Genomic DNA, 14,143 nt, shown 5'->3' on the forward strand with positions numbered 1-14,143 from the left:
CCAGCTCTTCATCGGATGAAAACAGTCTGCGCCCTGACCCCAATCAACTATGGCAGACGATCAGAACCCTCAGCTTCCCCTCGGCGACGGCAACAATGGCGATGGCCCCAATGGTTCGACCGGTCCCACCGGCGCCGCCAATCTCATTCCGATCAATATCGAAGACGAGATGCGCCGGTCGTACCTCGACTATTCGATGTCGGTCATCATCGGCCGCGCCTTGCCCGACGCCCGCGATGGGCTCAAGCCCGTTCACCGCCGCGTGCTCTACACCATGCACGAGATGGGCCTGCAGCATAACAAGAAGTACACCAAGTGCGCCAAGGTCGTAGGACAGGCCATGGGTGTGTATCACCCGCACGGCGACTCGGCCATCTACGACACGCTGGTGCGTCTGGCGCAGCCGTTCAGCATGCGCTATCCGGTGATCGATGGACAGGGCAACTTCGGCTCGGTCGACGGCGACCCGCCCGCGGCCATGCGGTATACCGAATGCCGCCTGATGAAGGTAGCCGGCGATCTGCTGGCCGACATCGAGATGGAGACCGTCGACTTCACGCCTAACTACGACGAGTCCACATTTGAACCTACCGTCCTGCCCACCCGTATCCCCAACCTCATCGTTAACGGATCGAGCGGCATCGCTGTGGGCATGGCGACAAACATTCCGCCGCACAATCTCACCGAGGTTGTGAACGCCGCCATCGAGATGATCAATAATCCGCAGGCCGGCCTCCTCGAAGTGCTGAAGCACGTGCAGGGTCCGGATTTCCCGACCGGCGGATTCATCTACGGACGCAGCGGCATCGCGCAGGCCTACAAGACCGGCCGCGGCCGCTTCCTCATGCGCGCCAAGTGCGCCATCGAGAACATGCCCCAGGGACGCCAGGCGATCATCGTCAGCGAGATCCCCTATCAGGTGAACAAGTCGAAGCTGATCGAGCGCATCGCTGCGCTGGTGAACGACAAGATCATCGACGAGATCTCCGACGTTCGCGACGAGAGCGACCGCGACGGCATGCGCATCATGATCGAGCTCAAGCGCGGAGCCGAAGCACAGATCGTGCTCAACCAGCTCTACAAGCACACGCAGATGCAGGAAGGTTTCTCCATGATCTTCCTGGCCGTGATTAACGGTCAGCCGAAGGAGCTTTCGCTCCCCGACGCGATCCGGCATTTCCTCGATCACCGCATCGATGTGGTGCGCCGCCGCACGGCCTATCAGCTGCGCAAGGCGCGCGAGCGTGAGCATATCTTGCTTGGCTACCAGATTGCGCTCGACCATCTCGACAACGTCATCAAGATCATCCGCGGATCGTCCTCCCGCGCCGATGCGCGCGAGAACCTCTTCCAGTTCTTCTCCGGACGCACCATCACCGTCCGCGATCAGGCTCTGGCGGGCGTCACGCTCGATCCGGCAAAGTACAACATCGATCCGGCGACCATCGTTACCGCCACGCTGACCCTCAGCTACCGTCAGATCGACGCAATTCTCGAACTGCAGCTCTATCGCCTCACTCAGCTCTCGATCGACGAACTACTCAAAGAATTGGCTGAGATTCGCGAGCACATCGCCGAGTACGAATCGATCCTGGCTTCGGAGAAGAAGCTGCGCGCTGTCATCGTCAAAGAGCTCGAAGCCGTCAAGAAGGAATACGGCGACGAGCGCCGCACGCAGATTCTGGATGAGACCGCCGAGTTGCAGCTCGAAGATCTCATCGCCGATGAGCAGGTTGCCGTCACCGTCTCGCACTCCGGCTACCTGAAGCGGACGCCTATTTCCACCTACCGTCAGCAGCGCCGCGGCGGCACCGGACGGCTGGGCATGAAGACGCGCGAGGAAGATTTCGTGCAGCAGCTCATCATCGACTCCACGCACGCCTACCTGCTCTGCTTCACCAATACCGGACGCGTCTACTGGCTCAAGGTATACGAGGTTCCGGATGTGGGAGCGGCCGGCAAGGGCAAGTCGATGGCCAGCCTGCTCAACCTGCAGCCCGGCGAAAATGTGCGCACCATCCTTGCCCTGCGCAATCTTGAGGAAGAAGGCAAGTTCATCTTCTTCACGACGCGCAAAGGCACGGTCAAGAAGACGCCGCTGAAGGACTTCTCTAACGTTATGGCGCGCGGCATCATTGCCATCGGCATCGACGACGAGGATGAGCTGGTCGGTGTTCGCATCACCGACGGCAACCAGGTTGTCTTCATCGCCACGCACGACGGCATGGCCATCCGCTTCGACGAAAACGACGTTCGATCCATGGGACGAACCGCCCATGGCGTGCGCGGAGTCGATCTTGGCAAGAACGATTACGTGGTGGGCATTGCCGTTACTCCGAAGGAGCGCAGGAAAGATGGGGAAGGCATTGACTGCGCCTGCCTGATTCTCAGCGTCACCGACAACGGCTTCGGGAAACGTACTGACGTCGATGAGTACCGTCTCCAGACGCGCGGCGGCAAGGGCGTCATCAACGTCAAGACCACCACGCGCAACGGCAAGGTCACGTCGATCCTACTCGTCGACGACACATCGGAGCTGGTGGTCATCAGCCAATACGGCAAGATCATCCGCATTGACACCAAGACCATCCGCGCCGCGGGCCGCTCGACGCAAGGCGTCAAGCTGCTCAACCTCGAGGAAGACGACAAGGTCGCCGCAGCCGTCGTCATCCCGCCCGAGGAAGCCAAGATCGAGCCGGAGAACGGAACGCTGCTGCAGTAAGCAATATCAAAAGGAAGGGCGCTGGCAACAGCGCCTTTTTCTTTCCTCGCAGCATCCCTTCCTTTGCAGGGATTTCGCGCGGCATTTGCGTCGCGACGCCTGTACGGATCTTAATCGGCAGATGCTAGTCTGCTTTCTGGTCAACGACCCACTTGAACATTTAACAAAAGCATAGGAGAACTCATGCCAACATCCGTAGAAACCGTGAACCTCGCAGACGCGCGCCGCATTATCGCCGCTGCCGAAAAGAAAGCCGCCGAGATCGGCCAGCCTATGAACATTGCTGTTGCTGACGCGGGCGGCAATCTCGTCGCCCATGTCCGCATGGACGGGGCATGGATCGGCTCCGTCGATATCTCTATCAAGAAGGCCTTCACTTCGCGGGCCTTCGACATCGCCACCAAGGATCTCGCCCCTCATTCGCAGTCTGGCAGCCAGTTCTTCGGCATTCACGCATCGAACGATGGAAAAATCATGATCTTCGCGGGCGGCATTCCGCTGAAGAAGGGCGACAAGGTGATCGGATCCATTGGTGTTAGCGGTGGATCGGGCGATCAGGACCACGCGGTAGCCGAAGCCGGCGCAGCGGCTCTCTAACCTTCCCATTGGCCAACACGCGGTGGAATGAACCTTCATTCTGCCGCGTCCAGCCGATGTGCCGGCCCGTCAAAGTAAGCATGACCCGCCCGGAAACCGTGATGGTGGAGAATCGCTCTGGCGCAGAGCGGCATGTCTCACGCCGTCGCGACATCTTCGAACTCACTCTCGGTTATGGTCTGATCCTCGCCGTCATTTGGACGCCCAATCCCGCGCAGCGCATCCTTTATTGGATTGCCATCATTGTTCTGATTGCGGTGACTGTTCTGCGCCGTGAAAAACCGGCAGCGCTCGGACTCACCGGCGAAGGATTCCTGCGTTCGCTATGGGTCGTGGGCCTTGCCGCATTGCTCGCCGCGATTTCCATCGCTGTTGCGTGGCACGCTCATACCCTGCATCGTCACTTGGGCCGCGTTTCTCTCGACTTCCACTTCACCGGATACATCCTCTGGGCTCTGGTGCAGCAATTTCTCTTGCAGGATTATTTCCTCGGCCGCTTCCTGCGTCTATTCTCCAATCGATGGGTCGCGGCAGCCGGAGCCACCGCGCTCTTCACCCTCGCGCATATTCCCAATCCGATCCTCGTTGTCCTCACGCTGATATGGGGATTCATCGCGTGCGCTTTATTTCTGCGCTATCGCAACCTCTACACTCTGGGAATCGCCCACGCCATCCTGGGAATCGGCGTGGCCATCACAGTGCCAAACCACATCCAGCGGCACATGCGCGTGGGGATCGGCTATCTCCACTACCATCCCCCAGCAAGATATCTTCATCCCCATCAGCCCTGATGCGGACGATATCGGCGTTGCGGGCTCACCGCAGCAACACGCCCCATATCGTATCCACGGACGCATGCGTAATCGCAGATGCACTCGAGCGCCGCTGCTTACTCCAGGCTCGCCCATAGAAGATGCCGGCGATGGCCGCAAGAAGCACATAGCGCCAGTTGAACGAAGTCGTCCGTTTATTGAAATGCGCCAGCCCAAAGACAATGGACGTGATGATCAACGCCGCCGTCCGTCCCAGCCTGCGCTCCAATAGATTCAGCATCCAGCCGCGAAAGAAGATCTCCTCGGGCAGCGCGACCACAAAGAAGATGCCTATCCAGATCAGAGGCGCCATCCAGGCTCGCTCCAGGTGGCGATGCCAGTGGAGAAATCCCACCGCTAAACCGAGCGAGAGGGCGATCGGCACGTAAAAGGCCCATTCGCGAAGGCCAATCTTCCAGTCATCCCGCCGCAGACGCAGATCGAAGCCTACGCCGGTCAACCGCCGTATGATGAGAAACGCGTAGAGTCCTGCATCCAGCAGAAGAATCTTATTGAACGCATCCAGGTGCCGTGGCCAGGCGTTGTCAAACCAGCGAAGGTCGACGGTCAGCCCCAGCGTGAGCAGGACAACGAACTCCAGCCAATGCCCGCGCTGCTCCGGATCCAGCCTTGTGACCAGCATCAGGACCCCGGCGATCAACACCGGCAGAAATGCATAGAGCAAGAACCACTTCCAATGAAACATTCCCAGCGGAGCGGTGACGACGGTATAGGGCACGCAGAGCAGCGCTGGCAATGCCAATTGGATTGCGGACGAAGCCGCTTTGCGGTCAGAGGGCCATGCCTGTAGTCGTTCGCTGTTGAAGCCGAACCACAGCACCGGAGCCAAAGCAAGGGCACCACCGGCTACTGTCGTCCATGCAGGTAATACTAAAGTGGTCACCGGTCGATCTTAAAGCCAATCGCTCACTAAAGTTGTCAAATGGAGATCGAACGTTGAACGTAGCCGCACGGAAGACTCCTTATTTCACGCGCTCCGCAAGCAGAGTAGAGCCTGCCCGATATCTCGGCATTCCAGGATTGGGCGCCGGCGTATAGGACTTATACACGGTGACGTGAAAGCAGGCCTGGTAGAACTCTTCCTCGACGTCGATCCTTCCGGCCTGCTCCAGCGGCAACAAATAAGCGCGCATCCACGAGACTTCCGAAGTGGAGAGGCCTTTCTTGGCAATATCCACGGCCGCGCCGGTGAGGTGCGGGGAGGCGATATCGCCGTCGGCGGCCGCTGCATTGCCGTTGACTTCCATCAGATAGCGCTGATATTCGACCGTCCGCACTGCGGAGTTCACCTGCAGGCTGCGGCGGAAGCGTGTAGTGTGCGCTCTCGCCAGATCGGCGAGGAATTGCGCCGTCCACGGGCGGCAATAACGCCGGTTCATCGGCAATCCTTCGTTGATGTGCAGCTGCGCGCTTACCGGCACCGGCACTAGCGCTCGTTCGCGCCGCAACTCATTGAGCTGCGCGTCGTCCTCAATACGCTCCAGGCCGTCCGCCACGGTCCGCACGTTCTGCCGCACCAGCGACTGATGCGAGCCGGTGAGCGGAGGCAGAATCACCCAGTGCTTCAACGGAGCAGTTGGAATCGTCGTCGCTACCTCTATCTTCTGTGGAGCAATGGGAGCGGCATGCCGGTGCGCAGCAATCAGCGCTGCGCCGCGTCGTCTCGAGCCGCGAACCGGGAGCTGCTGACGTGTGCGACAAACCGATGCCGGGCGCCGCGATCGACTCCGAGTGCCCGCATGGCGAGCGGAGGACGCGGCCTGCAGGTGCCGTGCATGCCGGTGGTATGTCTCCGGATGCGACACGGTCGCGAGCGCTAAGGGTGCAAGCCCGCTCAGCAGCACAACCAGAGCAGATACAGCAATGAGACGAAAACTACGCATGAGGGACCCAAAAGCCGGTCGCGGTAAAAGCCGTTCAGAGCTTCTTTAGCCTACTGAACCCATTCCGAAAAGAAAAGTAGCCATTCGGGTTCACGCGTTCCCCAATTTGGGGGATTCAGGCCAGGATTTGTATAAGCGGCCCGTTCATCTGCCCGCGTTGCCGGCTTCTTCGAAGGCTTCGTCATAGTGCTGCTGGTTGGGAGGCAGAGGATGCAGCTTATAAAGCACCAATTGGTTGCGATCCGGATCGTCGAAGGCATGAAAAACCGCCACCTGCTCCAGCGAATATTGCGTATGAAGATCTTGCAGAGTGCCAGGATCGAGCTCATTCCATGCCGCATACCACCCCGGTTGATAGTGATGAATCCGCAGCGGAAGGTCCCAGGTCCCGAAGTCATCGCAGATGGCCGGTAGGTGCGTCACCAGCGTGATGTTGTCACCGCTGATCGAGAGCAGCAGACGATTGCCGTTCGGATGCTCGTCGATGTAACGGGTGATCTGAGTCGCTGCTGAGATCCAGGAATACTGCGGATGCCCGGTCCAATAGACGACTTCGTTCAGATTTCGCACCGAGGAAATTGCAGCGACGCCAATGCACGCGATCGCCAGCGGCAGCCGTAGTTTCCCCGTAATACCGTCCGCATGTTTTGTTAGAAGCAGAGTGTCGAGGCTTAGAGCGACGATGAATACCACAGGAAAGGCGATGACCTGGTAATAGCGCGGCTGCATATTGTTATGCCAGCCGATGAAGAAGATGTAGCCGGCAATGGCCAGCAAAGACGCGGTGAAGACCGGATTCTTCCAGATGGCGCGAAAGAATACTACGGAGAGCGCGATGAGAAACAGCGCCAGCAGGCACAGCCACGGATCGATCCACAGCGATCCATGCAGCGCGTACCAGAACGCAGCGAGACGTCCCATCAGCGTCGGTGGCTGCACCCATTCGTTGGCCGCAAAGAGATAGTGGTAATCGAAGGCATAGTGCGGACGTACGCACAGCAGGTAATACGCGCTCCAGGGCAGAACGGCGGCCAGGAGAGTTACAAAGATGGCCTTGCAGCCGGCTCGGAATCTGTAACCATAAGCGTGCCAGATAAGCAGCAGCGTCGACGGCGCCACGAAGATCGCTGTGGTTTTGCTCCAAACCATCAGGCAGAGCAGAAGCCCGATGGCGGACAGCAGAGCAATCCTGCTTACCTCATTCACCGTCTTTGGCAGCCGCAGCGCAAGCAGCCACGACGCCAGCAGAAATAGGATCAGCAGCATCTCGAGGATGGCCAGGCGGCTGAAGGCGTATAAAAATGCGTTGACCGCGAGCAGGCTCGGCGCCAGCAACGCTATCCATCGCGAGGCTTGTGTGCGCACGATTCCGTAAGCCAGCACCAGGTTTAGCGCAAACGCCGCCAGCACGAGCAAGCGCGCACCCACCAGGCTCACGCCGGTGAAGTGAAACACGATCCACTCCAGCGCAGGCAGAACAGGGAGCGCGACCGAGGGATTAAAATCGCCGCGCACATACCACGACCCAAGCACGTAGTGCTCGATCGCCGCTTTGCCGTACCATCCCTCGTCTGTGTATTTCGAGTAGTCCATCCAAGGCGAGTAGTTGGGAAAATCGGCGCGCAGATGGACCGCGTGCACCGCGGCAATCACCACGATCGCCGCGATCCACAGGCACCAGCCCAGATTTTGGACGAGCTGCTTCCGCTTCATTGCACTCTGGCTCTCTTGATAACGAACACGAACGTCGGCAGAAGTAGCGGTTCCCGATGGGGTTCCGGAGCAAGGCAAGGGGCAATGCCAGTGAACGACAGTCACTTTATTGAAGTATAGAAATGATGATAACCGTCACAACGGAAAGCCCGCAGACGTGGCCTTATTCGTAGGCCAAAGCGTCGATGGGATCTTTCCGTGCCGCCTTCCAGGCTGGATAAATTGCACCCAAGATGGACCCGACCAGTGCGATCACCGCTCCGCGCAATCTCCATTCAGCAGTGATGGGGAAGGGCAAGGTAGGAAATCGATAAGCCATGATGAGCCTGAGCGCCTCCGCCAGGAGGATGCCAGCGATAATGCCCGCAATGGTGACCAGCGCCGTTTCCCGCAGAACGACATTGACGATATAGGTCTTCGATGCGCCCAGCGATTTGAGAATTCCGATCTCCCGGGTGCGCTCCAGAACCGCGGTGTACATCGACTGGAAGATGACCAGAAAGCCGACGATGACCGCAATGCCGATCACGGCGCGCAGCGCGATATTGAAGCCCGGCAGGTGGTCGGGAGTCATCTGCGAGAAGAACTCCTGAACTGTCTGAACCTGATACTGGCTTAGGCCAGGCGTGGCATGAATCTCGTTGCGGATCAGGTCCTGATTCTTCAGGTCATCGCTTTTGATGTAAAAGAGCGATGCATTGTCCGCGCTCCCCATCAGCGCACCAAGGGTACGGATGGGAAGAAAGACGCGTCCTCCTTTGCCGTGTTCGACGATGCCGCTGATGCGAAAGGGATGATTCAAGACCTGGATGGTGGCGCCGACTACCCTTGGTCCGCTGTTCTTGGGCGCGGAGCGCGCGTAGAGATCGTCGACCATGACGTCGTTCGGGCCGGTGAAGGGGCCGCCAGAGAGGAAGACGAAGGGCCGCAGGGCATTGAAGCTCTGGAAGTCGATCCCCCAGATCGTCTCCAATCCGCCCGCCATATTGAAGTCGGTAATCGCGGGCGCAGCAACTGCCACATGGGGCAGCTTGCGCAGCACCTCGGCAATCTTCGCCGGAACCGGCGCGCCGCCCACCGAGCTGATGAAACTGGCGTTTGGGGGGCGCATGATGATGTCGGCGCCGATGCCGCCCGTCTGGCGGCTGGCATTGCTGACCTGGCCCACCATGACAGCCACGATGGATAGAATCATCACCACTTCGATGGCTACGGCCACCACGCTGATGAGCGTGCGGAGAGGGCGGTGAAGAAGGTTGCCGATGACCAGTTTATTCATGAGTGGATAGAAGTCAGGCTACAAATGAGCGGTTGGAGGGAGCATTTACAGCTGTCCGACAACCCTGAATTCCGGGGTGCTAACGCTTTAATCGAAGCGATTAGATCAGTCCCCTCAGTTGCACTCACTCTGGTGAGTGTACCAAAATGAGAAATATCGGACGGAAGTTGCCGATATGTGAATTCAGAGTTACAAAAGCACCACCGGTGGTGCAGGCAGTATCCAGTAGGTATATGAAAATAAAGGGAAATTATGCAGTTTTCCTTTGACGTCCCCCAGGCTCCGGCGATATATCTACTGTAAGTCATTGAAATCCTTGCCCTTCTGCCTTTTGTAGTGAGGTTCGGAAGCATGTCTGAATTCGGCACCGAGTTACGGAGAGAACGGGAAAGCCGGGGCATTGGTCTGGAGGCCATCAGCGAGGCCACGAAGATCAGCAGCAGCCACTTGCAAGCTCTGGAATCCAGCAACTTCCAGCGTCTGCCCGGCGGAGTCTTCAACAAGGGAATCGTGCGCGGGTATGCGCGAGTCGTAGGCCTGGACGAAGATGCCTGGGTCGAGCGGTTCATGGCTGCCTATCAAGGCAGCGGGCAGCTCAAGGACGATGACGCCAGCTGGATCGAATTCGCCGAAAACGTGGGCAAGAATCGCACCAATGTAGGCGACCTCCCCAACAAGCGTCTCCGCTGGGCTGGAGTCGCACTCCTGTTGACCCTTCTCGCGGTGCTGGGATGGTTTGTCTGGCATTACGTCAGCAACAAGATGTCGGCGCAAGTTGCTCATCCTCGTACGCAGGAAGTCTCTGCCGCCGCCGCCGACCTTCCGCACCGTCTTCCGCATTGACCCGTCATTTCTCTTTCCACAGTTGCCCACCTCTGCCCCGTTCAAGCTAGCCAATCGCTGGTGACCATTTTGTTTCGCCCATTCGCTTTAGTCCTTTGTCGCAGTTAGCTCTGGTCTTGTAACATCGAACAGATGTTGATTTCGGGATGTCCACTCCAGATTCCTGGCCGCCAGTCATTTCTCTCCAAGTCATGGAATCTACCTGTGAATCAATCCGGCCAATGCGGAAGACGAGTTTCCGCGAGCCGTTGCCATCCCAAATTGGAGGAACTCCGTATTGTCCGCACGCAATAGAGTTTTATTTACGTCAGAGTCGGTGACTGAGGGGCATCCGGATAAGATCGCCGATCAGATCTCCGACGCTATCCTCGATGCCTGCCTGGAGCAGGATCCCTACAGCCGTGTAGCCTGCGAAACCCTGACCGCTACCGGTCTGGTCGTCATCGCCGGTGAAATCACCACGCGCGCTTATGTCGATTTCCAATCGCTGGTCCGCGGTGTCGTGGCGGCTATCGGATACGACAACGCGCTGTATGGCTTCGACTCCAACACCTGCGCCGTCATCTCCTCGATCAACAAGCAGTCGGGCGACATCGCCATGGGCGTGGATACCGGCGGGGCCGGCGACCAGGGCATGATGTTCGGCTATGCCAGCAACGAGACCGAAGAGCTGATGCCGACCGCGATCTCGCTTGCGCACAAGCTCACGCGTCGCCTTACCGAAGTCCGCAAGAACGGCAAGCTGCCCTACCTGCGTCCCGACGGCAAGAGCCAGGTCACCGTGGAGTACGACGCGAACCACAAGCCGGTCCGCATCGATGCCGTGGTCATCTCCAGCCAGCATGCCGAGAACATCTCGACCGAAGATCTTCGCGCCGACATCCTGAAGCATGTCATCCAGGCTGTCCTGCCCGCGCATCTTCTCGATGAGAACACCAAGTACCACATCAATCCCACCGGACGCTTCGTCATCGGCGGTCCCATGGGCGACACCGGCCTGACCGGACGCAAGATCATCGTCGATACTTACGGCGGCATGGGCCGTCACGGCGGCGGCGCGTTCTCGGGCAAGGATCCGACAAAGGTCGATCGCTCCGCTGCCTACATGGCGCGTTATATCGCCAAGAACATCGTTGCCGCCGGCCTGGCCGAGCGCTGCGAGGTTCAGCTGGCGTACGCCATTGGCGTGGCCGAGCCGGTCAGCGTACTGGTCGACACTTTCGGAACCGGCAAGCTTCCGGCCGAGCAGCTCGAGAAGCTGGTGCGCGACAACTTCAAGCTGACGCCCAAGGGCATCATCGAGAGCCTGAACCTGCGTCGGCCCATCTACCGCAAGACGGCAGCCTACGGCCACTTCGGCCGCAACGAAGCCGACTTCGGCTGGGAGCTAACGGACAAGGCAGCTGCTCTGAAGGAACAGGCGGCGGTTAGCGAAAAGGCGGGTCGCTAAGAAGCGGCTGGCTAAAAGTCCGGTCAGCTAAAAGCAGTTAGCAAAGAAACGGTTAGCAAAACAAGGCAGGCTCTTCGGAGTCTGCCTTGTTTTTTTTAGCGAAGTGCGATGTGTAGAGCCATTCCAAGTGTTGTTTGACCAAAGCATCGCCGGAATTCTTCCTTTCTGCGGTCGTCAAAATGAGGCCCCCCCAAGCTCAGGTTTCCTTCCGTGCAGCCTGTCTCGCCGTCTTACCGCCAACCGGACTTTAGCTACCCGTTTTTTAGCTGTCCGCTTTTTAGCCACCCGGACTTTAGCTAATCTCTATCCATGGACCATCTCTGGACTCCCTGGCGCTATGCCTATGTCACCGATGAGCAAAAGAACGCGCGCAAGGGCGTTCCCGAGGAGCTGAGCGCGTGGCCTGGAGACGAGGGTTGCGTCTTCTGCAACATCATCGCCGCCGCCGACTACGCCATCACCCAAGGCATGGCTGTGGATGAGGCCGAGCGCGTAGCCGGCATCGTCGATCGCGGCGAGTTCAACTTCGTCTGTCTCAACCGCTATCCCTACAATGCCGGACACGTCATGATCGTCCCGTATGCTCACAGGTCGTCGCTTGCCGTGCTCGACCGGGAGACCGCGCACGAGATGGCCGATCTGGCCCAGCGCTGCGAGCTGGCGCTCCAAGAGGTCTACCATCCCCACGGATTTAATTTTGGACTGAATCTGGGGAAGGCGGCGGGAGCGGGAGTGGCCGAACACCTTCACCTGCATGCGCTGCCGCGCTGGGCTGGAGATACCAACTTCATGACTGTGGTAGCCGAAAGCCGCGTCCTTCCCGAAGATCTCTCAGTGACCTGGCAGCGCCTGCGCCAAGCCTTCCGTATCGCCCCGGGAAGCTAACGCGCCATCTCTGCCCTGTGCATCCAACGGTGGAGAAGCACGGAGGAGTCATTCATGGCGGAAGCAGCGAAACAGCAGGAGCCGGCTGAGGAACAGGCCAAAAATCAGCCCCAGCCCAGCGTGCAGCCCGTAGAGCCCCCAGATCCCCGTCAAGCCGGCCAGGCAACACACCGCGCGGTCGTAAACAAAGATCCCAAAGATTCGGAGCGGCATCCGCAAGAGGCGCCCGGCCAGCATGCGACTGGCTCGTTCACGACGAACGACGAGAAATAGCTACTCGCGGCGATTTAACGCTGTCTCCTCATCGCTTTTGGCAGCCAGGCTCAGGCCGTCATCACTCCCGTCCTGTTCATCCTGAAAGGCTAGCCCGGCCAGCTTTGGAGGCAGCGATTGCTGAAGGGACTTCACCGGTTTCACCCCTAGCTCTTTCAGCATCTCTGCTTGGCGGATGGCGTTGCCCTTGCCCTGAGCCAGCTTCTTGTACGCGTCGTCGTAGCTGCTCCGCGCTGCGTCCAGGCTTTTGCCGACATCGGTTAGATCTTTGGCGAAGGCGGCGAGCTTGTCATAAAGTTCGCTGCCACGCCGGACGATCTCCTGCACATTTTTGGTCTGTTGCTCTTGTCTCCACAGTTGGGCAACGGTGCGGAGTACAAACAGTAGCGTGCTGGGGCTCACCAGTAGGACGCTCTTCTCCCAGGCCTCCTGCCACAGCTTGTTGTCCCGGCCGATGGCGGCGATGAATGCCGGCTCGATGGGGACGAACATGATCACGAAATCCAGCGAGTTGAGGCTGTAAAGGGCGTGGTAGTCGCGCTTCGAGAGGTCGCGGATATGCGTCCGCACCGCAGTCAGATGGCGGCCCAATGCGGCATCGCGCAGGGAGTCCTCCACTGCGCTGCAGGCGTCGTTGTAGTCGTTGAGCGACACCTTGGAGTCCAGCACCAGGTGCCGTCCTTCCGGCAAATCCAGGATCACGTCTAGCCGCGCCCGCGTCCGATCCTCGCGCGTGAAGCTTTCCTGTACGCGATATTCGTACCCTTTGCGCAATCCGGAAGATTCGAGGATGCTCTCGAGCACTAACTCGCCCCAGTCTCCCTGGGTCTTGGACGAGCCGCGCAGCGCGCTCACCAGGTTGGTCGCGTCCTGCGAAAGCCGCTCGTTCAGCGTGCGAAGCTGCTCAATCTGAGTCTTCAGCTCGGTCCGGCCGGTGAGGCCGTCTTTCTCCAGGCTCTCGACTTTGGTCTGGAATTCGCCGAATTTCTCCTTGAGCGGCTTAATCAGATTGCCCAGATTCGCCTCGTTCTGATCGGTGAATTTCTTCGATTTCTCGTCCAGAATGCGGTTGGCGAGAGCCTCGAATTGATCTGAAAGCTCTTTCCGGGCCGAGGTCAGCACCGTAAGCTTCTCCTGCGATGCGTTCTTTTCTGCCTCAAACTTAGCCGTAAGCTCTGCGACCGTCGATTTGAGCCCCGAAATGTCCCCACGCAGCTGATCCTTAAGCGACTCATTGCTGGTGCATTCGCTCTGCAGGGCCTCGACTCGCTGCTGTAAATGGCTGTTTCCGGCCTCCAGCCTGGCAATTTCGGAGCGCTGTTTCGCATCGCGTTCGTTCCAGTTCGCTTCTGCCGCGGATTTCTCGCGCATCACCGCATCGAGCGCGGCGGACTTCTGGGACACTTCTGCGGCTAAACCCTCAGCGCGCTGCCCAGTGGCCGCCTTTGCCGCCAGCCACGCCAGCAATGCGGCCAGTCCCGCAGCCGCGAGCGCGATTACCATCCATAGAATCATGGATGAACTATAACGCTGCACCCTTCCCGGCGTCCGGGCATCTCTGTGGAGAAGTTGAAGAGAAACGCCTCCGCCGCTTTACACCACTAAACGGCCTCAGTAGACTTGAAATTTCGGGGCAAGGAAAAGTTGTGTCTCTATATCCGGCAC

The 14,143-nt window shown here is 58.9% G+C and carries 12 protein-coding genes; 7 read left to right on the forward strand and 5 right to left on the reverse strand.

All coding sequences use genetic code 11. The annotated features are described in order from the left end of the window. Positions 1-49: 49 nt before the first annotated feature. The 3 genes from gyrA (at position 50) to XX99_RS19010 (ending at position 4,110) form a co-directional block, all read left to right on the forward strand. Positions 50-2,722, forward strand: a complete 2,673-nt coding sequence (gene gyrA, locus XX99_RS19000) for a DNA gyrase subunit A (RefSeq protein WP_050060939.1) — start codon at positions 50-52, stop codon at positions 2,720-2,722. A 183-nt stretch (positions 2,723-2,905) separates the two neighbouring features. Then, positions 2,906-3,319 carry a GlcG/HbpS family heme-binding protein gene (locus tag XX99_RS19005; protein ID WP_050060940.1) on the forward strand — a complete coding sequence of 138 codons (414 nt, stop codon included), beginning with the start codon at positions 2,906-2,908 and terminating at the stop codon, positions 3,317-3,319. 80 nt (positions 3,320-3,399) lie between these two features. Further along, on the forward strand, positions 3,400-4,110 hold the full coding sequence (locus tag XX99_RS19010; RefSeq protein WP_156186075.1) for a CPBP family intramembrane glutamic endopeptidase: 711 nt from the start codon (positions 3,400-3,402) through the stop codon (positions 4,108-4,110). Between the two features lie 25 nt (positions 4,111-4,135). On the opposite strand, the gene XX99_RS19015 is transcribed toward XX99_RS19010, so the two are convergent. From XX99_RS19015 to XX99_RS19030, 4 genes are all read right to left on the reverse strand, one after another. Next, a complete protein-coding gene (locus tag XX99_RS19015) occupies positions 4,136-5,035 on the reverse strand; it encodes a CPBP family intramembrane glutamic endopeptidase (protein WP_050060942.1) in 900 nt (299 codons plus the stop codon). A gap of 79 nt (positions 5,036-5,114) precedes the next feature. Then, positions 5,115-6,035, reverse strand: a complete 921-nt coding sequence (locus XX99_RS19020; RefSeq protein WP_050060943.1) for a DUF5715 family protein — start codon at positions 6,033-6,035, stop codon at positions 5,115-5,117. Positions 6,036-6,179: 144 nt separating this feature from the next. Beyond that, positions 6,180-7,748, reverse strand: a complete 1,569-nt coding sequence (locus XX99_RS19025) for an ArnT family glycosyltransferase (protein WP_050060944.1) — start codon at positions 7,746-7,748, stop codon at positions 6,180-6,182. A gap of 163 nt (positions 7,749-7,911) precedes the next feature. Continuing rightward, positions 7,912-9,027 carry an ABC transporter permease gene (locus tag XX99_RS19030; protein WP_050060945.1) on the reverse strand — a complete coding sequence of 372 codons (1,116 nt, stop codon included), beginning with the start codon at positions 9,025-9,027 and terminating at the stop codon, positions 7,912-7,914. A gap of 351 nt (positions 9,028-9,378) precedes the next feature. Here XX99_RS19030 and XX99_RS19035 point away from each other — a divergent pair, with 351 nt between their 5' ends. The 4 genes from XX99_RS19035 to XX99_RS19050 all read left to right on the forward strand — a co-directional run bounded on the left by XX99_RS19035 (position 9,379) and on the right by XX99_RS19050 (position 12,478). Further along, a complete protein-coding gene (locus XX99_RS19035; RefSeq protein ID WP_050060946.1) occupies positions 9,379-9,870 on the forward strand; it encodes a helix-turn-helix domain-containing protein in 492 nt (163 codons plus the stop codon). Positions 9,871-10,147: 277 nt separating this feature from the next. After that, on the forward strand, positions 10,148-11,320 hold the full coding sequence (gene metK / locus XX99_RS19040) for a methionine adenosyltransferase (RefSeq protein WP_050060947.1): 1,173 nt from the start codon (positions 10,148-10,150) through the stop codon (positions 11,318-11,320). Positions 11,321-11,629: 309 nt separating this feature from the next. Beyond that, positions 11,630-12,205, forward strand: coding sequence for an HIT family protein (locus XX99_RS19045; protein WP_050060948.1), 576 nt, complete (start codon positions 11,630-11,632; stop codon positions 12,203-12,205). Positions 12,206-12,259: 54 nt separating this feature from the next. After that, the gene (locus tag XX99_RS19050) at positions 12,260-12,478 is read left to right on the forward strand and encodes a hypothetical protein (protein ID WP_050060949.1); all 219 of its coding nucleotides are present in this window, start codon (positions 12,260-12,262) and stop codon (positions 12,476-12,478) included. Here the strand turns inward: XX99_RS19050 and rmuC are convergent, their stop codons facing one another. Then, positions 12,479-13,981, reverse strand: coding sequence for a DNA recombination protein RmuC (rmuC, locus tag XX99_RS19055; RefSeq protein ID WP_231581497.1), 1,503 nt, complete (start codon positions 13,979-13,981; stop codon positions 12,479-12,481). Between the last annotated feature and the right edge of the window lie 162 nt (positions 13,982-14,143).

The sequence above is a fragment of the Silvibacterium bohemicum genome (genome assembly GCF_001006305.1).
Taxonomy (GTDB): domain Bacteria; phylum Acidobacteriota; class Terriglobia; order Terriglobales; family Acidobacteriaceae; genus Silvibacterium; species Silvibacterium bohemicum.